Origin of the sequence: Microbacterium barkeri (genome assembly GCF_027921765.1) — a bacterium.
Taxonomy (GTDB): Bacteria; Actinomycetota; Actinomycetes; order Actinomycetales; family Microbacteriaceae; genus Microbacterium; species Microbacterium barkeri.
The window spans coordinates 22,452-43,910 of record NZ_BSEJ01000018.1 but is presented as its reverse complement, the minus strand read 5'-3'; the positions used below and the strand labels follow the sequence as shown (position 1 = coordinate 43,910).

Annotated in this window: 21 protein-coding genes; 13 read left to right on the top strand and 8 right to left on the bottom strand. The window is 73.6% G+C overall.

What is annotated here, in order from left to right; genetic code table 11:
* Nucleotides 1–12 precede the first annotated feature (12 nt).
* The 3 genes from PKE79_RS15035 to PKE79_RS15025 form a co-directional block, all read right to left on the bottom strand.
* A complete protein-coding gene (locus PKE79_RS15035) occupies nucleotides 13–465 on the bottom strand; it encodes a GNAT family N-acetyltransferase (RefSeq protein ID WP_271174518.1) in 453 nt (150 codons plus the stop codon).
* Between the two features lie 20 nt (nucleotides 466–485).
* Nucleotides 486–1,964: a L,D-transpeptidase family protein gene (locus PKE79_RS15030; RefSeq protein WP_271174517.1), complete on the bottom strand. Its 1,479-nt coding sequence runs from the start codon at nucleotides 1,962–1,964 to the stop codon at nucleotides 486–488.
* A gap of 89 nt (nucleotides 1,965–2,053) precedes the next feature.
* On the bottom strand, nucleotides 2,054–3,481 hold the full coding sequence (locus PKE79_RS15025) for a family 20 glycosylhydrolase (RefSeq protein WP_271174516.1): 1,428 nt from the start codon (nucleotides 3,479–3,481) through the stop codon (nucleotides 2,054–2,056).
* 121 nt (nucleotides 3,482–3,602) lie between these two features.
* Here PKE79_RS15025 and PKE79_RS15020 point away from each other — a divergent pair, with 121 nt between their 5' ends.
* From PKE79_RS15020 to PKE79_RS14990, 7 genes are read left to right on the top strand one after another with little or no spacing between them, the layout of a single operon-like run.
* Nucleotides 3,603–4,736 carry an ROK family transcriptional regulator gene (locus PKE79_RS15020; protein ID WP_271174515.1) on the top strand — a complete coding sequence of 378 codons (1,134 nt, stop codon included), beginning with the start codon at nucleotides 3,603–3,605 and terminating at the stop codon, nucleotides 4,734–4,736.
* A gap of 35 nt (nucleotides 4,737–4,771) precedes the next feature.
* Nucleotides 4,772–6,043, top strand: coding sequence for an extracellular solute-binding protein (locus PKE79_RS15015; protein WP_271174514.1), 1,272 nt, complete (start codon nucleotides 4,772–4,774; stop codon nucleotides 6,041–6,043).
* A gap of 7 nt (nucleotides 6,044–6,050) precedes the next feature.
* Nucleotides 6,051–7,016 (top strand): carbohydrate ABC transporter permease, encoded by a 966-nt coding sequence (locus PKE79_RS15010; RefSeq protein ID WP_271174513.1) that lies wholly within the window; start codon nucleotides 6,051–6,053, stop codon nucleotides 7,014–7,016.
* A complete protein-coding gene (locus PKE79_RS15005) occupies nucleotides 7,013–7,867 on the top strand; it encodes a carbohydrate ABC transporter permease (protein WP_271174512.1) in 855 nt (284 codons plus the stop codon). The genes PKE79_RS15010 and PKE79_RS15005 overlap by 4 nt, the downstream gene beginning before the upstream one ends.
* Nucleotides 7,864–8,766 (top strand): ROK family protein, encoded by a 903-nt coding sequence (locus PKE79_RS15000; protein WP_309299978.1) that lies wholly within the window; start codon nucleotides 7,864–7,866, stop codon nucleotides 8,764–8,766. The genes PKE79_RS15005 and PKE79_RS15000 overlap by 4 nt, the downstream gene beginning before the upstream one ends.
* 14 nt (nucleotides 8,767–8,780) lie before the next feature.
* Nucleotides 8,781–9,560: a glucosamine-6-phosphate deaminase gene (locus tag PKE79_RS14995; RefSeq protein ID WP_271174511.1), complete on the top strand. Its 780-nt coding sequence runs from the start codon at nucleotides 8,781–8,783 to the stop codon at nucleotides 9,558–9,560.
* 2 nt (nucleotides 9,561–9,562) lie between these two features.
* Nucleotides 9,563–10,282, top strand: coding sequence for a copper homeostasis protein CutC (locus PKE79_RS14990; RefSeq protein WP_271174510.1), 720 nt, complete (start codon nucleotides 9,563–9,565; stop codon nucleotides 10,280–10,282).
* A gap of 14 nt (nucleotides 10,283–10,296) precedes the next feature.
* Here PKE79_RS14990 and PKE79_RS14985 read toward each other — a convergent pair whose 3' ends face one another.
* Genes PKE79_RS14985 through PKE79_RS14970 form a run of 4 tightly spaced genes read right to left on the bottom strand, consistent with a single transcriptional unit; the run spans nucleotide 10,297 to nucleotide 12,756 of the window.
* A complete protein-coding gene (locus PKE79_RS14985; protein ID WP_271174509.1) occupies nucleotides 10,297–11,658 on the bottom strand; it encodes an FAD-binding oxidoreductase in 1,362 nt (453 codons plus the stop codon).
* Nucleotides 11,658–12,029 (bottom strand): YrdB family protein, encoded by a 372-nt coding sequence (locus PKE79_RS14980; protein ID WP_271174508.1) that lies wholly within the window; start codon nucleotides 12,027–12,029, stop codon nucleotides 11,658–11,660. The genes PKE79_RS14985 and PKE79_RS14980 overlap by 1 nt, the downstream gene beginning before the upstream one ends.
* A gap of 35 nt (nucleotides 12,030–12,064) precedes the next feature.
* The gene (locus PKE79_RS14975; protein WP_271174507.1) at nucleotides 12,065–12,496 is read right to left on the bottom strand and encodes a hypothetical protein; all 432 of its coding nucleotides are present in this window, start codon (nucleotides 12,494–12,496) and stop codon (nucleotides 12,065–12,067) included.
* Nucleotides 12,493–12,756: a hypothetical protein gene (locus PKE79_RS14970; protein WP_271174506.1), complete on the bottom strand. Its 264-nt coding sequence runs from the start codon at nucleotides 12,754–12,756 to the stop codon at nucleotides 12,493–12,495. Before PKE79_RS14970 ends, PKE79_RS14975 begins: the two co-directional genes overlap by 4 nt.
* Nucleotides 12,757–12,923: 167 nt before the next feature.
* Between PKE79_RS14970 and PKE79_RS14965 the strand changes: the two genes are divergently transcribed.
* Together PKE79_RS14965 and PKE79_RS14960 are read left to right on the top strand one after the other, a co-directional pair.
* Entirely contained in the window at nucleotides 12,924–14,438 is a 1,515-nt protein-coding gene (locus PKE79_RS14965; protein WP_271174505.1) for an FAD-dependent oxidoreductase, read from the top strand.
* 72 nt (nucleotides 14,439–14,510) lie between these two features.
* Entirely contained in the window at nucleotides 14,511–15,986 is a 1,476-nt protein-coding gene (locus PKE79_RS14960) for an SPFH domain-containing protein (protein ID WP_271174504.1), read from the top strand.
* 65 nt (nucleotides 15,987–16,051) lie between these two features.
* Here the strand turns inward: PKE79_RS14960 and PKE79_RS14955 are convergent, their stop codons facing one another.
* The gene (locus PKE79_RS14955; RefSeq protein WP_374727742.1) at nucleotides 16,052–17,080 is read right to left on the bottom strand and encodes a fatty acid desaturase family protein; all 1,029 of its coding nucleotides are present in this window, start codon (nucleotides 17,078–17,080) and stop codon (nucleotides 16,052–16,054) included.
* A 313-nt stretch (nucleotides 17,081–17,393) separates the two neighbouring features.
* Here PKE79_RS14955 and PKE79_RS14950 point away from each other — a divergent pair, with 313 nt between their 5' ends.
* From PKE79_RS14950 to PKE79_RS14935, 4 genes are all read left to right on the top strand, one after another.
* Nucleotides 17,394–19,076 (top strand): Na+/H+ antiporter, encoded by a 1,683-nt coding sequence (locus PKE79_RS14950; protein WP_271174502.1) that lies wholly within the window; start codon nucleotides 17,394–17,396, stop codon nucleotides 19,074–19,076.
* 89 nt (nucleotides 19,077–19,165) lie between these two features.
* On the top strand, nucleotides 19,166–19,759 hold the full coding sequence (locus tag PKE79_RS14945) for a carboxymuconolactone decarboxylase family protein (protein WP_271174501.1): 594 nt from the start codon (nucleotides 19,166–19,168) through the stop codon (nucleotides 19,757–19,759).
* Nucleotides 19,756–20,277, top strand: a complete 522-nt coding sequence (locus tag PKE79_RS14940) for an O-acetyl-ADP-ribose deacetylase (RefSeq protein ID WP_271174500.1) — start codon at nucleotides 19,756–19,758, stop codon at nucleotides 20,275–20,277. Before PKE79_RS14945 ends, PKE79_RS14940 begins: the two co-directional genes overlap by 4 nt.
* 156 nt (nucleotides 20,278–20,433) lie before the next feature.
* Complete coding sequence (locus tag PKE79_RS14935; RefSeq protein ID WP_271174499.1) at nucleotides 20,434–21,411, top strand: phosphodiesterase; 978 nt, start codon at nucleotides 20,434–20,436, stop codon at nucleotides 21,409–21,411.
* Nucleotides 21,412–21,459: the final 48 nt, after the last annotated feature.

Here is a 21,459-nt window from a genome sequence, read left to right as displayed (position 1 = left end):
GCCGCGGGGCGCCTAGAGGCGGATCTCTGCGATCACTTCACCGTACTCGGTCTCGCCCACGGGCGTGAAGCCGACACGGTGGAAGAACGCCTCGGGGCCGCCTTCGCCCGCCTCGTAGATCACGTTGAGGCGGTCGAACTCGCGCTTGCGGGCCTCGTCGAGGAGACCCTCGACCGCGAACCGCCCCACGCCGCGGCCCTGGTCGTCGGCGTCGACGTTGATGCGCCACAGCACCGACTGGAAGTACTCGGGCTTGGCGTCGCGGTCGAAGTTGGCGCTGACGAAGCCGACCACGTCGGAGTCGTCGAGCACCACGCGCTGCCAGGTCGTCTTCGGGTTGAGGACGGAGGCGGCGATGCCGTAGGAGACGGGCGCGAGGAACTGCTCCTGTCCCGGCTTGAGCGACAGGTTGTTCACCTGGACGATGGTGTCGGCCGAGAGCTCGACGAGGCGCAGTTCGGTCATATCGACAGGCTAGCGCGCAATCAGGCGTGCACCCACACCTCGGTGCCCGTCTGCGCGAAGTAGTACACGCGCTCGGCGGCGGCGATCGTCATGTTCACGCAGCCGTGGCTCATGTACGCGCCGGCGCCGAAGTTGCTGTGCCAGTAGGTGCCGTGGAAGCCCTGGTCGCCGTTGAAGTACGTGACCCAGGGGACGTCGGCCGTGCAGTAGTCGAAGCTCCCGCCGGGCACGTAGTTGCCCTCCGCGTCGCACGAGCCCATGTCCTGGATGGTGAGCTGCCCGTAGACCGTGAACCGGCCCTCCTGGGTGTCGTGCCCGGGCTTGCCCAGCGCGATCGCGTAGGTGTCGACGACCTTGTCGTTCTCGTAGAGGATGGTCGTCCCGGCGCTCTTGTCGACCTCGATCCAGCGGTGGAGGAGCGTCGTCTCGAACGGGATCTCCTTGACCGGCAGCTGGTACACGCCGTTGCCGCCGGCGAGCTGCTCGGCGAACTTCTCCGCGATGCCGTCGGTCGACTCGAGGCCCCAGCCGTTCTGGCCCTCCTGGATCGTGCGGAGGTGGTCTCCCGCGGAGTTCGTGACGATCTCCTCGTTCACGACCTCGCGGTTCACCTTCTCGGGCAGAGAGGCGACCGTCTCGGCGACGGCGGCCGCGACCGCCTGCTGGTCCACGGAGAGAGAGATCTCCTCGCCCTCGCTGCTCACCTGCACCCACGAGGCCGCCTGCGCGGGGTCGATGCCGACGACCTTCTCGTCCTCGACGTAGAAGCCCGCATCGTGGATGAGCCCGTTCAGGGCCTCGGCCTGGGCCTGCGCCTCGGCGGTCGTGATGTCGGCCTCGACCTCGCTGGCCTGCGCCTCGACCGAGACGTCGCCGCCCGCGCTGAGCGCGCGCGAGATGTCGGCCGCGAGCGCGTCCACGTCGATCCCGGAGCCCGCCTTCGCGTCCACGACCGAGTAGGTGCCGGCGCCCTCGTCGTACGTGACCTCGGCGTTCACGGGCGCGGTGAAGATGCCGGGGATCTCGGCCTCGACGGCCGCGAGCGCGGTGTCGACGTCGACGGCCACGTCGACCGGGACGGCGCCGGGGTTCCAGGCGCCCACGTTCCAGAGCGGATGGTCGCCGAACGCCTTCTCTGCGACCGCCTGCGCGTCGACGGAGGCGCCGAGCTCCGCGCCCGTGAAGGTCGCCTCGCCCGCCGCGGTCGTGATCGTGACCTCGGTGTCGGCGATGCCCGCGGCGATCGCCTCGCCGGCCGCGCCGGGGGTCTGCCAGCCGATGTCGGCGCCGGCGGCCTCGACCCCGGGGGCGATGAGGATGGCCGAGCACGCGCCCGCGCCCGCGAGCAGCAGGGCGGCGGGGATGCCGATCCAGAGGCCGAGGCGGCGCTTGCGCGGCTCGGGCTCCGCGGGCGCCCACTCGACGGGTGCGGCAGCGGCCGCGGCGGCGTCGCCGGCGTCGTCTGCCCCCGGTGCGGGCTTGGTCGCGAGATCGGTCATCTTCCTACCCCCAGATGCGCGCCGATGTGCACGGCGTGGTCCGAATCTTCATCGTAAGGGCGAGAACCCTACCTCAGGGCACATCGGAATCACGATGTGGGCACGATCGCGCCGACCCGGATACCGTCATCCTCCCAGCGACTCACCAGCTCCGCGAGGCGTGCGCGGTACGCCGGCCAGGTCCGCTCGGGATCGCGCGCCGTCGACCACGCGATCTCCGCGGCCGACGCGATGCGGGGGAAGACCAGCCGCTCGATGTCCTGCCGGTCGCGCACGGTCTCCGTCCACAGGGGCGCCTCCACGCCGCGGATGGCGCGGGCGGGCAGACCGGGCACGACATCGTCGGGCTCCCACCGGTACGAGCGCTCGATGCTCGTGGGGCCGTAGGCCCACGTGAGCCCGATCGGGGTGCGCTCGTCGTACTTCATGTCGAGATAGACCGCGTCGGCGGGCGAGAGGATGAGGCCGCCGCGGTCGGCGAAGGCGTGCGCCTTCGCGTCGTGTCCGTCCGTCGGCACGAGGAAGCCCCAGTACTGCCCGATCGCGTCGTCCGGAAGCGGAGCGCTCGCCGCCTCGTGCCACGCGATGGGCGTCTTGCCGGCGTCGGCGACGATGCGCGCCGCGCGCGCGGTGAGGGCCGCGTAGTCCTCCGGCGCCGTCCCGAGGGCCTCGTCTCCGCCGATGTGGACGAACGGGCCCGGCGTGATCGCGCAGAGCTCGCCGAGCACGTCGACGAGGAACGCGTCGACCTCGGCGTCGAGCGGCCGCAGGGAGGAGAACCCGACCGCGAGGCCCGTGTACGGGACGCCCGGCTCGGGGAGCGAGCCGCCGAGCCGACGCGTGGTCTCCCGGACCTCGTCGCTCACGACGGGCGGCGCCATGAGCTCGGGATGCGCGAGCCCGACCGCGTGGGTGTGTCCGGGGAGGTCGATCTCGGGCACGACCGTCACGTGGCATGCTGCGGCGTGGGCGAGGATCGCCTGCCAGTCGTCTTGCGTGTAGAACCCGCCCGCGTCGCCTCCCGTCGCGGTCGCGGAGCCGCGTGCGACGAGGTCGGGCCGTGACCGCAGGGCGATCCGCCATCCCTGATCGTCGGTCAGATGGAGGTGGAGGTGGTTGAGCTTCAGCTCGGCGAGCCGGTCGATGAACCAGGCGACGGTCGGCACGGGATGGAAGTGACGCGCGACATCGAGCATGGCTCCGCGGTAGGGGAAGCGCGGGGCGTCCTCGATCTCGACGGCGCGGATGACCCAGCTCCCCGTGTCGTCGCACTCGACGAGCTGGGCGAGCGTGGCCGCGGCGTAGGCGGCGCCCGCCGCGTCGCTCGAGCGCACGGCGATGCCGTCCGCGTCGACGCGGAGCGCGTAGCCCTCCCGCGGGATGGTCGGATCGTCGGCGTGCCGGATGGCGGAGCGCGCGCGGTCGATCGCCTCGTCCCGCGTCCGAGCCGCGAGCTGCAGGGCAGACCCGGGGCCCGGCGTCACACGTCGCGGCCAGGGGATGAGCGGGAGCGGCATGAGGGGACGGTAGCAGGGAGCCGCGCTCCCGTGTGTGTGGCGTAACGAATATGTAAACTTCCCTGCGTAAATCGATCGCAGGGCTTGCGCCGCGTCGTATTCGTAAATACAACTTACAAATATGAGCGAGCCGCAGACCGTCCCCGCACCGCGCCGCGCCGTCCGCGCGAAGGTGCTGCCCGAGCACGCGCGGGCGCACAACCGCGCGCTCGTCCTGCAGGCGCTCTTCCACGAGGGGGCGATGAGCCGCGCGGATCTCGCGCGCGCCACGGGCCTCACGCGCGTCACGACGTCCGACCTCGCGGGTGAGCTCATCGGCGAGGGCGTCGTCGTCGAGCAGGGCGTGCAGACGCGGACGGGCCCCGGCAAGCCGGCCACGCTCGTCGACATCGACCGCGAGGGCCTGCAGATCGTCGCGATCGACCTCTCCGCCGCGGACGAGTACCGCGGGGCCCTCCTCGACCTCACGGGCGCCGTCGTCGCGCGCGCCGCCGTGCCGCGACCGGCCGACGGCGAGGCCGACGCCGCGCGCGCGACCGTGCTCGAGCTCGCGTCGGCGGTGGCGCGCGAGGCGACCTCCCGCCTTCTCGGCGTCGGCGTGGGCGCCCCGGGCGTCATCACGTCGGACGGCGTCGTGCTGACGGCGCCGAACGTCGGCTGGGCGGGCATGCCCCTGCGCGCGCTGCTCGGCGAGGAGCTCGGCATCCCCGTCGTCGTCGCGAACGACGCGAACGCCGCCGCGCTCGCCGAGTACACCCTCGGCGGCGCGAGCGACGACCTCATGCTCGTGCGGATCGGCCGCGGTGTCGGCTCGGGGCTGCTCGTGCGCGGCGAGCTGACGCGCGGGAGCCGGGACGCCGCCGGCGAGATCGGGCACGTCACGGTGGGCACCGACGGCGGCCCGCGCTGCGCATGCGGACGCGACGGCTGCCTCGAGGCGTGGCTCGCCGTGCCGGCGCTGCAGGCCCGCATCGCCGAGGGCGACCGCGACAGCGTGCTCCGGGACGCGGGGGAGCGGCTCGGCATCGCGCTCGCGCCCGTCGTCGGCACCCTCGACATCGACGACATCGTCCTGTCGGGGCCGGCCGACCTCCTCGACGGCCCGCTGCGCGACGCGGCGGTCGAGACCCTGCGCGCGCGCACGCTCGAGCCCTTCACGACGCACGCGCGCGTGCGCCTGTCCGCCCAGGGCGACGACGTCGTGCTGCGCGGCGCCTTCGCCATGGTCCTGGATGCCCGACTCGGCATCCGCTGACCCCCACCCCACCCATCCGAGTGAAGGAAACCCCCATGAACAGGAAGCTCATCGGCGCGAGCGCCGTCCTCGGCGCTCTCGCCCTCGCGGGCTGCTCCGGCAATGCCGCCGGCGGCGACGCGGCCGGCGGCGGCGCAGCCGACGGCGCGGAGCTGCGCGTCTGGCTCGTCGGCGAGGACACGCCCCAGGAGGCGCGCGACTATCTCGTCGAGACGTTCGAGGCCGAGAACGAGGGCGCGACCCTCGTCATCGAGGAGCAGCAGTGGACCGGCATCGTCGACCTGCTGACCACCGCGATGTCGGGCTCCGACAGCCCCGACATCGTCGAGATGGGCAACACGCAGGCCGCGGCGTTCACGTCGGCCGGCGCGTTCGCCGATCTCACCGACATGTACGAGGAGCTCGGCGGCGACGACCTGCTGCCCGGCTTCGTCGAGGCCGGCTCGTTCGACGGCGCGTTCTACGCGGCGCCGTACTACTCGGGCTCGCGCGTCGTCTTCTACAACACGGCCATGTTCGAGGAGGCGGGCATCGAGGTGCCGACCACGCTCGACGAGTACGTCGCGGCGGCCGAGCGGCTCGCCGAGACGACGGGCGTCTCGGGCGTCTGGTACCCCGGCAAGGACTGGTACAACGCGCTCCCGTTCATCTGGGAGAACGGCGGCGAGATCGCCGTGCTCGAGGGGGAGCAGTGGGACGCGCAGCTCTCGAGCCCCGAGTCCATCGCGGGCCTCGAGCAGGTGCAGGCGCTCATGGCGACCTCGCAGGCGCCGAAGGACGGCGACGAGACCGACGCCTGGGTGCCGTTCCGCGAGGAGCAGGCCGCCATGCTGTCGGCGCCGAGCTGGGCCTACTGGTCGATCGTGGCCGACGAGGATCAGGCGGAGACGGCGCTCGCGGACTCCCTCGGCTCGTTCGCGCTGCCCGGCAAGGACGGCGGAGCGGCCCAGGTCTTCGCTGGCGGGTCGAACATCGCGATCCCCGCGGCCTCCGACAACCAGGAGCTCGCGAAGGGCGCGCTGCGGATCATGCTCAGCGAGGAGTACCAGTCGATCCTCGCGGAGGCGGGCCTCGTGCCGGCTCTGCAGTCCCTCGGGGGCGATGTCGCGGCCGCGACGCCCGAGCTCGCCGCCGTGATCGCGGAGGCCGCGGCGAACGCGAAGCTCACCCCGGCCTCGCCCAAGTGGGCCGACGTCGAGGCCGCGCAGCTGCTGCAGGACTTCTTCGTCCAGATCGCGAGCGGCGGCGACATCCCGTCGCTCGCGGAGGAGCTCGACGCCGACATCGAGGCCATCCTCAACGGCTGACCCGCACATGGCCACCCTCACCGCGCCGCGCGCGCACGACCTCGCGCCGCCGCCGTCGCCCCCGCGACGGCGGCGCCGCGAGACGTTCCTGCGCGGACCCGCCCTGCTGCTCGTGCCCGCCGGCGCCGTCATCGCGGCGCTCACGGCCTGGCCGCTCGTCCAGCTCATCGTCATGTCGTTCCAGGAGTTCGGGCGCGCGCAGATCTTCGGCGCACCGCCCGAGTTCGTGGGGCTGGACAACTACGTCCGCGTGCTCTCCGACCCCGGATTCTGGGCCGTCCTCGCCCGGAGCGTCGCCTTCTGCGCGGTCAACGTCGTCCTCACGATGGTGCTCGGGGTCGGCGTCGCCCTGCTCATGACGCGCCTCGGCCGCTTCCTGAAGGGGCTCGTCTCGATCGGCCTGCTCCTCGCCTGGGCGATGCCGCCGATCTCGGCGACGACGGTGTGGGGATGGATCTTCGACACCCGCGCGGGCCTCGTGAACCACGTCCTCACGGCGCTCACGCCGCTGGACATGCGAGGGCACTCGTGGCTCATCGAGCCGATCGGGTTCTTCTTCGTCGCGACCGTCATCGTGACGTGGATGGCCGTGCCCTTCGTCGCGTTCACGACGTTCGCCGCGCTCACCCAGGTGCCGGGCGAGGTGCTCGAGGCTGCGAGCCTCGACGGGGCCACGGGCGCGCAGCGGTTCCGCCTCGTCACGGTCCCGTACATCCGCAGCGTGCTCGTCGTGCTGCTCATCCTGCAGGTGATCTGGGACATGCGCGTGTTCACCCAGATCTACGCGCTGCAGACGATCGGCGGCCTCCGCGCGGAGACCGACACGATCGGCGTCTACATCTACGCGACCGCGACGGCCGGCGGCGATCAGGGTGCGGCCGGGGCGATCTCGGTCATCCTCGTCGTCTTCATGATGGCGGTCGCGGGGTACTACGTCGTCGCGACCCTGCGCGAGGAGGAGTCGAGAGCATGAGCAGCCGCCCCCGCTCGCGCGTCGCCCGCGCGGGCCTGAACGCCCTCGCGGTCGTCGTGTTCCTCGCGAGCGCGTTCCCCGTGTACTGGATGGTGAACTCGGCGCTGCTGCCGAACGCCGTCGTGACCTCGTCCGAGCCGCACTGGTGGCCCGACCGGTTCACGCTCGCGAACTTCGTCGAGGTCGTCACGGAGCCCAGCGGCAGCATCGCCTTCCTCCCCGCGCTCGCGATGAGCGTCGGCGTGACGCTCGCGGCCGTCGTCTTCGCGCTCCTGTTCGCGTTCCTCGCGGCCCTCGCGCTCAGCCGATTCCGCTTCCGCAGCCGACGCGCCCTCATCGTCGCGGTGCTCGCGATCCAGATGATCCCCGCAGAGGCGCTCATCATCTCGACCTACCGCGTGCTCGACGGATGGCAGCTGCTCAACTCGGCCGTGGGGCTCGCGCTCGTCTACATCGCGATGGTCCTGCCGTTCACGATCTGGACCCTCCGCGGGTTCGTGAACGGCGTGCCGATCGAGCTCGAGGAGGCCGCGCGCGTCGACGGCTGCACGCGGATGGGCGCCTTCTGGCGGGTGACCTTCCCGCTGCTCGGTCCCGGCCTCGCCGCGACGGGAGTTTTCGCCTTCATCCAGGCATGGAACGAGTTCGTCTACGCCCTCGTCATCATGACGCGCCCCGAGGCGCGCACGCTGCCCGTGTGGCTGCGCGCCTTCGTGCAGGCCACCAAGGAGACCGACTGGGCCGCCATCATGGCGGGCTCGACCCTGTGCGCGATCCCCGTGGTCGTCTTCTTCCTCATCGTGCAGGGGCGGATGGCCCAGGGCATGGTCGCGGGGGCGGTCAAGGGATGACCGGGGTGCGGATCGGTCTCGACGTGGGCGGGTCGAAGACCGACGCCGTGGCGGTCGCCGCGGGCGGCTCGATCCTCGCGCGCCGGCGCAGCGCGACCGAGCGCGGCGACGTCGGCGTGGTCGACTCGATCGTCGCGGCCGTGGAGGCCGTGTCGACTCGGGCCGGGTCCTTGTCGATCACCTCGATCGGGATCGGCATCCCCGGTCAGACCGACGGGCGGACCGTGCGGCACGCCGTGAACCTCGACGTCCGGGAGCTGCGCCTCGCCGACGCGGTGGAGGCACGGTGCGGGGTTCCGGTGGCGGTCGAGAACGACGTCAAGGCCGCCGCTCTCGGCGCGCATGCGCTCGCGCCCGTCGCCGGCCCGCTCGCGCTGCTCAACCTCGGCACCGGCATCGCCGCGGGCGTCGTCGTCGACGGCCGCCTCTGGCGCGGCGCGGGCGGCGCGGCCGGCGAGATCGGCCACGTGCCGATCGATCCGGCCGGCCCCGTGTGCGCGTGCGGGCAGACCGGCTGCATCGAGGCGCTCGCGGGCGGCCGCGCGCTCGCCGCCCGCTGGGCGCGGCCCGGAGCGTTCCCCGTCCGCGACCTGCTCGATGCCGCCGACGAGGGCCATCCGCTCGCGCTGCGTCTGCGGGCGGACTTCGTGCGCGGCGCCGCCGCGGCCATCCGCCTGCTCGCGCTCGCGGTCGACCCGCGCCGCATCGTGCTCGCGGGCGGACTCGCGGCGCTCGGCGACCGGGTGGCCGACATCGTGTCGGAGGAGCTGCGGCGGTCGTCGGCCGCATCGGGCTTCCTCCGCTCCCTGCACCTGGGTGAGAGGATCGAGGTGCTGCCGGCAGGGTCGCCGGCCGCGGCGCTCGGCGCCTCGCTCATCGACGCCCCCGTCCCCGTCTGAGAGAAGGTCACCGCATGGCCGAAGTCATCATCGTCCCCGACGCCCCCGCGGGCGGCGCCATCGTCGCCGACGAGATCGCGCGACTCATCCGCCGGCGGCCCGACGCCGTGCTCGGTCTCGCGACCGGATCGACGCCGCTGCCCGTCTACGAGGCGCTCCGCACGCGCCTGTCGGGCGTCGACGTCTCGCAGGTGCGCGGCTTCGCCCTCGACGAGTACGTCGGCATCGACCCGGCCCACCCCGAGTCGTACCGGTCGGTGATCTCGCGCGAGGTCGTCGAGCCGCTCGGGTTCGACCCCGCGCGGATCCGCACGCCGGACGGGTCGCTCGAGGGCATCGAGCACGCGGGCGACGCCTACGAGGCGGCGATCGAGGAGGCCGGGGGCGTCGACCTGCAGATCCTCGGCATCGGCACCGACGGCCATATCGGGTTCAACGAGCCGGGATCGTCGTTCGCGTCGCGGACGCGCGTGAAGACCCTCACACGGCAGACGCGCGAGGACAACGCGCGGTTCTTCGACTCGATCGACGACGTCCCCATGCACTGCATCACGCAGGGGCTCGGCACGATCCTGCGGGCGCGCCACCTCGTGCTCCTCGCGTTCGGCGCGGGCAAGGCGGAGGCGGTCGCGGGCGCCGTCGAGGGACCCGTCAGCGCCTCGCTGCCGGGGTCGGCGATCCAGCTCCACCCGCACGTCACGGTCGTCGTCGACGAGGCGGCGGCGTCGCGGCTGCGCGACGCCGACTACTACCGCTACGCGTGGGACAACAAGCCCGACTGGCAGGGCATCTGACGATGACGGCGTTCGAGCTCGCGGTGCAGGACGCTGCGGGCGTGACGGTCGCGGCGCACGTGAGGGCCGACCGCATCGAGCTCGCGACCGCGCTCGCGCTGGGCGGGCTCACGCCGTCCGCCGGGCTCATCGAGCTCGCGGTCGCGTCGGGCATTCCCGTGCACGTCCTCGTCCGTCCGCGCGCGGGCGGCTTCGCCTATGACGCCGACGACCGCGCCCTCATGACGGCGGACGTGCGCGCGGCGATCCGAGCGGGCGCCGCGGGCGTCGTCGTCGGGGGCCTCGTGCAGGGCCGCGTCGACGCCGACCTCGTGCGGGCGGCGCGCGACGCGGCCGAGGGCAGGGAGGTGACGTTCCACCGCGCGTTCGATGCGCTCGGCGACAGGGCGCGCGCCGTGGACGAGCTCGCCGAGCTCGGCGTCACCCGCGTGCTCACGTCGGGAGGCGCGTCGCGCGCCGCGGACGCCCTCGACGAGCTCCGCGCGCTCGTGCGCCGCGCGGACGGCGCCATCCAGATCATGGCGGGCGGCGGTGTCGATGCCGGCAACGCGGCGGACGTCGCGGCGACGGGCGTCGACGCGGTCCATGCGTCCGCCAAGCGCGCCGTCGTCGACGCCGTGCCGGTCGCTCTGGGATCCGGCGCGGGCGCGGGCGCCGTCGCCTACGAGACCGCCGACGAGAGCGCTGCCCTGGCCATCCGCTCAGCCCTCGGCCGGGTCTGACCGGCCGAGCGGGATCACGGCGCGAAGACCTTGCCGGGGTTGAGGATCCCGCGCGGGTCGAACACCCGGGCGATGTCGCGCTGCAGGCGCCACTGGTCGTCGCCGAGCTCATCGGCGAGCCAGCGGCGCTTGAGGAGACCCACGCCGTGCTCGCCCGTGAGCGTGCCGCCCAGGCGCAGAGCCGAGCGGAAGAGATCGTCGGCGGCGGCCCACACGTGCGCGGGGACCTCGTCGCCGTCGAAGACGAAGTTCGGATGCAGGTTCCCGTCGCCCGCGTGCGCCACCGTGGGGACCACGACGCCGTGTTCGCGCTCGACGCGGGCGATCTCGTCGAACATCTCGGGCAGACGGCTGCGCGGCACCGAGACGTCCTCGATGAGCGAGGTGCCGAGGGCCGCCATCGCGGGGTGCATCGCGCGGCGGAAGGCGAGGAGGCGCTCGCCCTCGTCGGCGTCGTCGGTCATCGCGACCTCGCCGCCCGCGTCGCGCAGCACGCGCGCGATCGCCTCGGCCTCCGCGCGGGCGCCCGGGCCATCCGTCTGGATCGTGAGCTGCGCCGAGCCCGGCGCCGCCTCGGCGACCCGCAGCAGCGCGCTGATCGCGGCGACCGCGGCGGCGTCGAGGAGCTCCATGATCGCCGGCTGCGCGCCGGCCGCGGTGACCGCGGCAGACGCCCGCGCGGCGGCGCGCACGGACGGGAAGAACGCCGAGAGCGTGCACACGTCGCCGGGCACGAGGCGGCGCAGCTTGAGCGTCGCCCCCACCACGACGCCGAGCGTGCCCTCCGACCCGATGAGGAGCGACGTGAGGTCGTAGCCCGTCACGCCCTTCACGCTGCGGTGCCCGGTGCGGATGAGCCGACCGTCGGCGAGGACGACGTCGAGGCCCAGGACCGCGTCCCGGACGACGCCGTACTTCGCGCAGAGCAGGCCGCCCGCACCCGTGGCGATGTTGCCCCCGACGGTCGAGATCGCGCGGCTCGCCGGGTCAGGCGCCCACCACAGCCCGTGCGGGGCGAGCGCCGCGCCGAGATCGTCGTTCAGGATGCCGGGCTCGACCACGGCGAGCAGATCGTTGGGGGAGATCTCGAGGATCCGGGTCATCCGCCGCACGGACAGGGCGATCTCGCCCGGCCCCGCGTTCGCGGCACCCGCGAGACCGGTGCCGGCGCCGCGCGTGACGACGGGCGTGCGGGTCTCGTGCGCGATGCGCAGCACCGTCTGCACGTCGGCGACGGACTCGGCGTGCACGACCGCGAGCGGCGGGCCGTCGGAGCGGAAGCCCGAGCGGTCGGCGCGCGCCTCCTCGAGGGACGCGGCGTGCGTGTCGACCCGCTCGCCGAGGGCGTCCTGCAGCCGGGCGAGCGCGTCGGCCATCACAGCTCGCGGCGGTTGTGGAGGAGGCCGATCACGACCGCGGCCACGCCGAACGCGATGCCGCCCCACGCGAGGCCGAGATCCCACAGCGCGATGGTCGCCGCGAGGAAGACCGCGAGCTCGACGACCGCGCGCACGAAGGGGTGCACGGCGAACACGGCCTTGGGCGAGACGAACAGGGCCCAGACGAGGATCGCGAGCGCGGGAGCCGCGATGCCGACCACGATGCTCCACGGGAACGCCCACGCGACGAACCCCCAGACCGCGAGGGCCGCGATCGCCAGCAGCTCCGAGAGGAAGCGGAGCGCGTCGAGGACCGTGATGCGGCGCGGCGAGACGCCGGGGGTCGCGGGGGCAGCGGAGTCGGGCATGGACTCCAGTCTAGAACCGCCCGCGCCCGCGGCTCTCAGGCGTCGGCGCCGGGCTCGGCGCCCTCGATCGTCGTGTCGGGCTCGCCGGAGACGGCCTCGCGGATGAGACCGTCGAACTGCTCGTCCCCCAGCTCGATTCCCGCGTCGTCGAGGCGCCGGCGGAGCATCCGCCGCAGCTCCTCCTCCGACGCGCGGCCGGTCGCGAGGTCGCCCTGCACCTGCACGAGGATGCCGCGCACGCGCTCGTCGGAGGTCGTGTCGTGCGTGTCCTCGCGCGGCTCGGTCTGCAGGCCCCTGTCGTCCTCGGGGCCCGCGGGCCCGACACCCGCGATGTCGTTCTGGTCGCCCTCCTCGGGCGACGCGGGCGCCGTGCCCTCGACGTCGACGAGGTCGGCGGCCCCGCTGTCGGCACCGCCGCGCCCCGCCGGCACCTCGTGCGCCGCGCGGTCGTGCTGCTCGGAGGTCATCGGATGCCCTCCTCGTCGTCCGCGATGAAGACATCCTCTTCGCCCAGGTACCCGTCGTCGACCTCGCGCTCGTCGTCCGGGAGCACGGGATGATCGGCCGCGGTCTCGGGCAGCGGTCCTCGGTCGTCCGCGAGGTCGGCCGGGTCGCGGTCGTCCTCGAGCGCATCGAGGTCCGCATCCGCCGGGACCTCGTGCCGCGTGGGCGCCGGCTCGATGGGCCGGGTCTGGATGTCGGGGTCGGTTCCTTCGACGTGAGCCATGTCGTCCTCCTCGCTCGGTGTCTCCAGAGTGCCGCGCGGCGCGTCCGCCCGCCAGGGGTTGACAGCGTCTCGGCCCTGGCCGATAGGGCGCGTGCCGGAGGGTGTCAACCCGCTGGCCCTCTCGCGCGCACACAGGGCAGGGTGGGGTCATCGAGAGAGGACACCCGATGACGCCCGTCGCGCCCGAGCCGCTGTGGATCCGCACCGGTCCGCCCATCCCCGTCGACCGCGAGCACGTGCTCCACCCGGACGTCGTCGTGGCAGGTGCGGGGCTGACCGGACTCGCGACCGCGGTGGCGCTCGCGCGCGCCGGTCGGCGCGTCGCGGTGTGCGAGGCGCGCACGGTCGGCGCCGTCGCGACGGGCAACACGACCGCGAAGCTGTCGCTCCTGCAGGGCTCGGTGTACGGAGAGATCCGCGCGCACGCCGGCGTCGAGGCGCTGCGCGCCTACGCCGCCGCTCAGCGCGCGGGAGCGGACTGGCTGCGTGCGATCGCGGAGTCCGTCGACGGCGCCCTGCGCGACGAGCCGGCGTTCACCTTCTCGACCACCGACGAGGGCGATGCGGCGCTCGAGCGGGAGGCCGAGGCGCTCGAGGCCTCTGGCGTCGACGCGGTCTGGGGGCCCACCGAGCAGACCGGCCTGCCCTTCGCCGTCTCGCGCGCGCTGCGCATGGAGGGGCAGGCGGCCCTGCACCCGCGCCGCGTCCTCGCGGCGCTCGCGGCCGAGCTGCGCAGCCGCGGCGGCACGATCGTCGAGGGATGCCGCGTCACGGGCCTCGAGGACGCTCCCGACGGCGTGGGCGTCGCCACGACACGCGGCGTGCTCGCCGCGGCCCACCTCGTCGTCGCGACGGGGTCGCCCGCGATCGACCGCGCCGGGTTCTTCGCGCGGCTCGAGCCGTCGCGCTCGGTCGTCGGCGCCTATGCCGTGGACGGCCCGCTGCCGGAGGGCATGCACCTCTCGGTCGACCCGCAGGCCCGATCGCTGCGCACCGCCGACGACGGCGCGGGCGGGCGCCTCCTGCTCGTCGGCGGGGGCGGGTTCCGCACCGGCCGCGGCGACGCGGGCGCCATGCTCGCCGACATCGACGCGTGGACCGCCGAGGCCTTCCCCGGGGCCCGCCGCGTCACGTGGTGGGCGGCGCAGGACTACCGCACGATCACCCGGCTGCCCTTCGCGGGCGCCGAGCCCGGAACGGACGGGCGGGTCCTCACAGCGACCGGATACGACAAGTGGGGCATGGCGAACGGGGCGGCGTGCGCGCTCGCGATGGCGGGCGAGATCCTCGGCGAGCGCCCGAGCTGGGTCGACGGGCTGCGCTCGCCGCAGGTGGGCGTGCGGGACGCCGCGACGGCGGTCGGCGCGAACGCGCGCGTGACGAAGGAGATGGCGAGCGGATGGACGAAGGCGCTCGTGAGCCGCGATGCCGAACCGCCCGCGGAGGGCGAGGGGCGCGTGGAGACCCGGGGCGCGCATCCCGTCGCGGTCTCGCGCGTGGACGGGCGACTGTGCGCGGTCTCCGGCGTCTGCACCCACCTCGGCGGCATCCTGCAGTGGAACCCGGCCGAGCGCTCGTGGGACTGCCCGCTGCACGCATCGCGCTTCGATCCCGAGGGCCGCGTGCTCGAGGGCCCCGCGACGCAGGACCTCGCCCGGATGGACGACGCGCCGGCTCGATAGGGTGGCCCCGAGACCGTCCGCGTCCGACGCGCCCGCACCCGGCGCGCCGCGGTCGGCCGAAGGGGGTAGTGCATGGACGGAATCGTCGACACGGCCGGGAGCATCGGCATCGTCGTCGCCGTCGTGATCGTGGTCGTCGTCCTCGCGGTGGCGGCGCTCATCGGAACGCTCGTGCTGCGCGCGTGGTACAAGGTCGCGCGCGCCGACGAGGCGCTCATCATCGTCGGCAAGAAGCAGAAGGCGAAGGACGGCACCTCGTCGAACGTCGCGGTGATCCGCGGCGGCGGCGCGATCGTCAACCCGATCACGCAGCGTGCGGAGACGCTCTCGCTGCGGGCGCGGCAGATCATGGTCAAGCCGACCGCGCAGTCGATCCAGGGCGTGACGGTCGACGTCACGGGAGTCGCGCTCGTGAAGATCGGCTCCACGCCGGAGGCGATCGCGAGCGCCGCCGAGCGCTTCGTCTCGCAGGACGACGCGATCGAGGTCTTCACGACCGAGCAGCTCGAGGGCGCTCTGCGCGGCGTCGTCGCGACGCTCACGGTCGAGCAGCTCATGCGCGACCGCCAGGAGCTGTCCGACCAGATCGCGACGCTCATCAAGAGCGACCTGGAGGACCAGGGCCTCGTGCTCGACAGCTTCCAGATCCAGGGCATCACCGACCAGAACGGCTACATCGACGCCCTGGGCGCCGAGGAGGTCTCCAAGGTCAAGCGCCAGGCGGAGATCGCCCGGATCAACGCCGAGCGCGAGATCAAGGCGCGCGAGATCGCGACGAGCGAGGAGACGCTCGTCGAGCAGACTGCGTTCGACCGCAACACCGCGTCGGCCGCGGCGGAGGTCGGCCAGGCGCGCGCCGAGGCCGAGCAGGCGGAGGCCCTCGCGCGGGCGAAGGCTCAGCAGGGCGTCCTCATGCAGGAGGCCGAGAACAAGCAGGCCGAGCTCGACGCCGACGTCAAGCGCGTCGCCGACGCGGCGCTCTACGAGCGGCAGAAGCGGGCCGACGCCGACGCGTACGCGCGCGTCAAGGAGGCGGAGGCCGAGGCTCTGATCGCCGAGCAGGAGGCGCGGGCCATCCGGATCAAGGCCGAGGCCGACGCCGAGGCCGTCCGCCTCGAGGGCGACGCGCGGGCGGCGGCCATCGAGGCCGAAGCGGCGGCGCTCGCGAAGAACCAGGACGCGTTCCTCGCCCAGCGCGCGCTCGACGCGCTCGTGCCGATGATGACGGAGTTCGCGAAGGGCTACGCGAACGTCGGCTCCGTCACGGTGCTCTCGGGCGGCGGTGCGGATGGCGCGAGCGCGCACCTCGCGGGGGAGACGGCGGCCGGCATGCGGTCGATGTTCGACAGCGTCCGCGCGGCGACCGGCGTCGACCTGTCGGCCGTCATCCAGGGACACGCGGTCGGACGCGGGATGGCCGCGGGCCAGCGCGCCGACGACGCCGCGTCGGCTGAGCCCGCTGCGGCGCCCGCCGCGGAGCACACGGCCGCGTCGGCGACGTCGCCGGAGGCGGGAGGCGCCTCCGCGCCATCCGACGCTCCCGCCTGACCCGCTCATCGGACAGCAGAGGGGCCCGTCACCGCGGTGACGGGCCCCTCTGCTGTCCGGGCGGCTCAGGCGCGCCGGTACTGCGACGCCATGGGGCAGTCGAAGGGGTCGCGCGCGGCCAGGCCCACGCGGTTGAGGTAGGCGATGACGATGCCGTACGAGCGCAGCAGGCTCGTCTCGGTGTACGGCACGTCGTTCGTCGCGCAGAAGTCGCGGACGATCTCGCGCGCCTTGGCGAGGTGGGGGCGCGGCATGCTCGGGAAGAGGTGGTGCTCGACCTGGTAGTTGAGCCCGCCCATGAGCCAGGTGGCCCACCATCCGCCCGCGATGTTGCGCGAGGTGCGGACCTGCTTCGAGAAGAAGTCGAGCTTCGCATCGGGCGCGATGACCGGCATCCCCTTGTGGTTCGGCGCGAAGGACGCGCCCATGTACACGCCGAAGACCGCGAGCTGCACGCCGAGGAAGGCGAAGGCCATGCCCACCGGGAGCAGGAGGAAGAGCAGCGTCAGGAGGAGCGCGAAGCGCAGCGCGATGATGCCGAGCTCGGTCCAGCGTCCCTTGACCGGGCCGCGAGACAGCAGGTGCTTCAGGCTCAGGTAGTGCAGATTGACGCCCTCGAGCGTGAGGAGCGGGAAGAACAGCCAGCCCTGCCGCTGCGTGATGAGGCGGCGCAGGCCCCTCGCCCCGGCGGCGTCCTCCTCGACGAACGAGATCGTGTCGATCTCGATGTCGGGGTCCTTGCCGACGCGGTTCGGGTTCGCGTGGTGACGGCTGTGCTTGGCGTCCCACCAGGCGTAGCTCATGCCGATGCTGCCGGCGAGGATGCGGGCGAGGCGGTCGTTCGCGGGGCCGCTCGCGAGGATCTGGCGGTGCGCGGCCTCGTGCGCGAGGAACGCCACCTGCGTGAAGATGACGCCGAGCGCGCCCGCGATGAGCAGCTGGAACCAGCTGTCGCCGAGGAGCAGGAAACCGGCGATCGCGCCGCCGAGGGCGACGAGGATCCCGGCGCCGACGAGGGCGTAGAAGACGCGGGCGCGGCGCAGCAGCCCCGTCTCGCGCACGACCTGCGACACCTTCGTGTACGCCTTGGCCATCGGAGGGAACGTCTCTGTTCCGGAGTAGGTCTGGCGCACAGCGCCGAGACGGGAGGCCACGGGTGCGGTCTGGGTGAGGGAGATGGACTTCTCCTGTCGTGTCGGCAGCCGTTCGGCTCCTGGAGCCAAGGGCGGATGCCGATCGCTGGTCTCAGGCTAGCCCTCGCCGTATGCGGCGTCGCGCATACGGAGGGACGTGCCAGGGGATGCGCCGGAGATGCCCAGGGGGCGGTCCGCCGGAATGCGCGGGCGCCGCGCGTCGTTGCGCACGTCATCCCCTCGGCGTGGGCCGCGCCAGGGAGAGAGGACACCGATGGACGGACTCGAGATCACCGTGCTCCTGGGCGCCGCCGTGCTCGTCGGAGCGCTGGTCGCTCCGCGGCTGCGCGTCGCGGTTCCCCTGCTGCTGCTCGCGTTCGGACTCGTGCTGGGGTTCGTGCCCGAGCTGCGCGAGGTGCAGCTGCCGCCCGAGACGGTGCTCCTGCTCTTCCTGCCGGTCATGCTCTTCTGGGAGAGCCTCACGACCTCGCTCAGGGCCATCCGGCGCGACCTGCGCGGCATCGTGCTGATGAGCACGCTCCTCGTCGTCGCGACCGCGTTCGCGGTCGCGGGCGCCGCGCACCTGATGGGCCTGCCGTGGGAGATCGCGCTCATCCTCGGCGCCGCGGTCGCCCCTCCCGACGCGACGGCGGTCGCCGCGCTCGGGCGGACCCTGCCGCACCGGAACTTCATGGTGCTGAAGGCCGAGAGCCTCACGAACGACGGCACCGCCCTCGTCATCTCGTCGGTCGCCGTCGGCGTCGCGATCGGTGGCCAGTACACGCCGTGGACCATCACGGGCCTCGTCGTGCTGTCGTACGCGGGCGGGGTCGTGGCCGGCCTCGCGGTGGCCGGCGTCGCCTACCTGCTCATGCGCCGCCTGCGCGACGCGCTGACGATCAACATCGCGCTCCTCCTCACGCCGTTCGCGGCGTTCCTCGTCGCCGAGCTCGTCCACGCGTCGGGCGTGCTCGCGGTCGTCGTGGCGGGGCTCATCGCGGCCTGGGTCGCGCCGCGCACGACGACAGCCGCGTCACGACGCCAGACCGAGGCCGCGTGGCCGCTCGGGACGTTCCTCCTCAATGGCGCGCTGTTCGTGCTCATCGGGCTCGAGGTGCAGCACGTCGCGCACACGATCGACGCGCGCGAGGTCGGCCGGCTTCTGGGCGTCACGGTCGTCGTGTGGCTCGTGACGCTCGTCGTCCGGTTCGCGTTCCAGATGACCACGGTCACGATGATCCGCCTGCTCGATCGCCGTCCGTCGCAGCGCGAGCGGCGGATGAGCCATCGCGCGCGGGTGGTGAGCACGGTCGCGGGCTTCCGGGGCGCCGTCTCGCTCGCGATCGCGCTGTCCGTTCCGCTCGCGACCGCGGACGGCTCCGCGCTCACGGGGCGCGAGGACATCGTGTTCGTCACGGCGGGCGTCATCGTGCTCACCCTCCTCGTGCAGGGGCCGCTCCTCCCCGTCGTCGTGCGCTGGGCGCGCCTTCCGGAGGACCGGGCGAGCGACGAGGAGTACGAGCTCGCGCAGCGGGCCATCACGGGTGCGGCGCTCGCGTCGCTCGACGAGCTCGCGGCCGCGCACGCGGTGAGCGACGAGGTGCGCGACCGCATCCGCGACGACGTCTCGGAGACGCTCGAGCTCGCGAACGCGCAACGTCAGGCGCGTGAGCAGGAGCGCGTCGACCGCGAGGTGGCCGTGCTCGAGGGGATGCTCGGCCCGTCCGACGACGCCGAGCGCGCCGCCGAGGCTGCGGCGATCGAGGTGCTCACGATGTCGCCGATCACGCGGCACGAGGAGCACACGCGTCTCCGGCTCGCGCTGCTCGCGCGCAAGCGGGAGGTGCTCTACGGTCTCCGGGCCGACGGCTCGGTCGACGACGGCGTCGTGAACCGCATCCAGGCGCGGCTCGACCTCGAGGAGCTGCGGCTCACGGGCATCGAGCCCGTCGCCTGACCCCGGTCGCGCCATCGAGAGCTGATCCCCTCGACGCGGAGGCGATGCGGGAGCATCCTGGTCGCATCCGACGCAGTCAGGAGGCGGGCATGATCATCTCGACGCCCCATGAGGACGACCCCGACCCGCAGGTCGCGGCCATGTACGCGCACGACCTCGAGGCGGACGGCCTCGTGTTCAGCCATACCCGCGCGATGGCGGTGAACCCCGCGGCGCACGCGGCGTTCGAGGCGCTCGTGCGCGCCGTCGTCCCGTCGATCGGGCTCCGCGTCTACGAGCTCGCGACCCTCGCCGGAGCTGCCGCGATCGGGTCGGTGCACTGCCTCCTCGCGCACGGCAGGAAGACGCTCGACGCAGGCCTCCTCGACGAGGACGGGCTCGCGCTCGTGCTCCGCGATCCCGAGGCCGCGGGCCTCGACGAGCGCGACGTCGCCGTGATGGCGTTCGCGGCGCGTCTCTCGCAGGACGCGGCCTCGATGACGGACGACGACTCGGCGCGGCTGCGGGCCGTCGGCTTCTCCGACCGGCAGATCGTCGACATCGCGCTCGCCGCAGGGGCGCGCAACCTCTTCAGCCGCACGCTCCAGGCGCTCGCGGTGCCGATCGAGGACGTGCCGCGGCTGAGCCCGCAGCTGTCGCAGGCCCTGCGCGAGGCCGCCGAGAGACGCGGGGCCGCCGCATGACGGCCATCACCGCCGTTCTGGGCGACATCACGGAGCAGGAGGTGGACGTCGTCGTCAACGCGGCGAGCAGGGCGATGCGCGGAGGCGGCGGTGTCGACGGCGCCATCCACCGCGCGGGCGGCCCCGAGATCCTCCGCGCATGCATCGCGCGGTTCCCGCGCGGGCTCGCGACGGGCGACGCGGGGTGGACGACCGCCGGTCGCCTGCCTGCGCGGTGGGTCGTGCACACCGTCGGCCCGAACCACGCGGCGGGCGAGCGCGACCGCACGCTCCTGGAATCCTGCTATCGGCGAGCGCTCGCGGTCGCGGACGAGCTCGGTGCGCGCAGCGTCGCCTTCCCGCTCATCAGCGCGGGCGTCTACGGATGGCCTCGGGACGATGCGATCGCGGCTGCCGTGGAGACGATCGCGGCGTCGCGCACGCGGGCGGAGGAGGTGCGCATCGTCGCGCGCGATGCGGAGACGCACGCGCGGGTCGCCGCGGCGATCGAGACGCTCGGCCGGCCTCCGCGCGGCTGAGCGCGCGGTTCGGCCGTTCGCCGGGCGGCGACGCCCCGTTCACCGGCGCGTCGCCGCCGCGCCAGCCGGACGACATCCCGAGGGGGCACCCTGCGGGCGAGGCGGAGCCGGCCCCGAGAGCCCTGCCGGCGCCCGCCGCCGACGAGAGGGAACCGCGTGCCCATCCGCCAGTCCGAGCATCCGCTGCCCGATCACTTCCTCGTCCACATCTCGGACACGCATCTCGTCATGCCGGGGGAGCGCCTGTGCGGCGTCGCCGAGGCGAGCGAGCGCCTGCGCGAGCTGCTCGGCTCGCTGGCCGGGACGGGCATCCGCCCCGAGGCGCTCGTGTTCACGGGCGATCTGGCCGACCGGGGCGAGCCCGAGGCGTACGCCGAGCTGCGCGACATCGTGGAGCGCGCGGCCGCGGAGATGGACGCGCGGATCGTGTGGGTCATGGGCAATCACGACGATCGCGCGACGCTGCGGCGCACGCTCCTCGACGCCGCGCCGACGACCGAGCCGCTGGACCGCGTCGAGTGGCTCGGCGGGCTGCGGCTCGTCGTCCTGGACTCGACCGTGCCGGGGCACGCGCACGGCGAGCTCGAGCCGGGACAGCTCGCCTGGCTGGCCGACGTGCTCGCGACGCCCGCGCCCGAGGGGACGATCCTCGCGATGCACCACCCGCCCGTCCCGTGTCTGCAGGACCTCGCCGTCACGGTCGAGCTGCGCGACCAGGCGGCCCTCGCCGACGTCCTGCGCGGCACGGATGTGCGGGCCATCCTCGCGGGCCACCTGCACTACAGCACGACCGCGGGGTTCGAGGGCATCCCCGTGTCGGTCGCCTCGTCGACCTGCTACACGCAGGACCTCTTCACGCCCGGTCGCGGGACGCGCGGAAGGGATGCGGCGCAGAGCGTCAACTTCGTCCACGTCTACGAGCGCACGGTGATGCACACGGTGGTGCCGGCCGCCGGCGCGGCGACGGTGGGGCGCTTCGTCGACGAGGCGGCGACCGCGCGCCGCCTCGAGGAGGAGGGCGTGGTGATCCCGCCGTCCGCGAACCCGAACGCGCCCGAGTGGGCGCGGCGCGCCATCCCGTCGCCGGTCGGGAGCGAGCCCGCGGCGGCGCTCCCGCTGCCCGTGGCCCGGTGACGCGACACGCGTTCCTGTCGAGCGCCCGGCGCGGGTACCGTCGAAGGG

Excerpts from the sequence above, each read along its gene's own strand:
- PKE79_RS14990 (WP_271174510.1), top strand. The coding sequence starts at position 9,563 with ATGACGGCGTTCGAGCTCGCGGTGCAGGACGCTGCGGGCGTGACGGTC.
- PKE79_RS14945 (WP_271174501.1), top strand. The coding sequence starts at position 19,166 with ATGATCATCTCGACGCCCCATGAGGACGACCCCGACCCGCAGGTCGCG.
- PKE79_RS15010 (WP_271174513.1), top strand. The coding sequence starts at position 6,051 with ATGGCCACCCTCACCGCGCCGCGCGCGCACGACCTCGCGCCGCCGCCG.
- PKE79_RS14980 (WP_271174508.1), bottom strand. The coding sequence starts at position 12,029 with ATGCCCGACTCCGCTGCCCCCGCGACCCCCGGCGTCTCGCCGCGCCGC.
- PKE79_RS15025 (WP_271174516.1), bottom strand. The coding sequence starts at position 3,481 with ATGCCGCTCCCGCTCATCCCCTGGCCGCGACGTGTGACGCCGGGCCCC.
- PKE79_RS15020 (WP_271174515.1), top strand. The coding sequence starts at position 3,603 with ATGAGCGAGCCGCAGACCGTCCCCGCACCGCGCCGCGCCGTCCGCGCG.
- PKE79_RS14950 (WP_271174502.1), top strand. The coding sequence starts at position 17,394 with ATGGACGGACTCGAGATCACCGTGCTCCTGGGCGCCGCCGTGCTCGTC.
- PKE79_RS15030 (WP_271174517.1), bottom strand. The coding sequence starts at position 1,964 with ATGACCGATCTCGCGACCAAGCCCGCACCGGGGGCAGACGACGCCGGC.
- PKE79_RS14995 (WP_271174511.1), top strand. The coding sequence starts at position 8,781 with ATGGCCGAAGTCATCATCGTCCCCGACGCCCCCGCGGGCGGCGCCATC.
- PKE79_RS15005 (WP_271174512.1), top strand. The coding sequence starts at position 7,013 with ATGAGCAGCCGCCCCCGCTCGCGCGTCGCCCGCGCGGGCCTGAACGCC.
- PKE79_RS14955 (WP_374727742.1), bottom strand. The coding sequence starts at position 17,080 with ATGGCCAAGGCGTACACGAAGGTGTCGCAGGTCGTGCGCGAGACGGGG.
- PKE79_RS15015 (WP_271174514.1), top strand. The coding sequence starts at position 4,772 with ATGAACAGGAAGCTCATCGGCGCGAGCGCCGTCCTCGGCGCTCTCGCC.
- PKE79_RS14985 (WP_271174509.1), bottom strand. The coding sequence starts at position 11,658 with ATGGCCGACGCGCTCGCCCGGCTGCAGGACGCCCTCGGCGAGCGGGTC.
- PKE79_RS14960 (WP_271174504.1), top strand. The coding sequence starts at position 14,511 with ATGGACGGAATCGTCGACACGGCCGGGAGCATCGGCATCGTCGTCGCC.
- PKE79_RS15035 (WP_271174518.1), bottom strand. The coding sequence starts at position 465 with ATGACCGAACTGCGCCTCGTCGAGCTCTCGGCCGACACCATCGTCCAG.
- PKE79_RS14940 (WP_271174500.1), top strand. The coding sequence starts at position 19,756 with ATGACGGCCATCACCGCCGTTCTGGGCGACATCACGGAGCAGGAGGTG.
- PKE79_RS14970 (WP_271174506.1), bottom strand. The coding sequence starts at position 12,756 with ATGGCTCACGTCGAAGGAACCGACCCCGACATCCAGACCCGGCCCATC.
- PKE79_RS14975 (WP_271174507.1), bottom strand. The coding sequence starts at position 12,496 with ATGACCTCCGAGCAGCACGACCGCGCGGCGCACGAGGTGCCGGCGGGG.
- PKE79_RS14965 (WP_271174505.1), top strand. The coding sequence starts at position 12,924 with ATGACGCCCGTCGCGCCCGAGCCGCTGTGGATCCGCACCGGTCCGCCC.
- PKE79_RS15000 (WP_309299978.1), top strand. The coding sequence starts at position 7,864 with ATGACCGGGGTGCGGATCGGTCTCGACGTGGGCGGGTCGAAGACCGAC.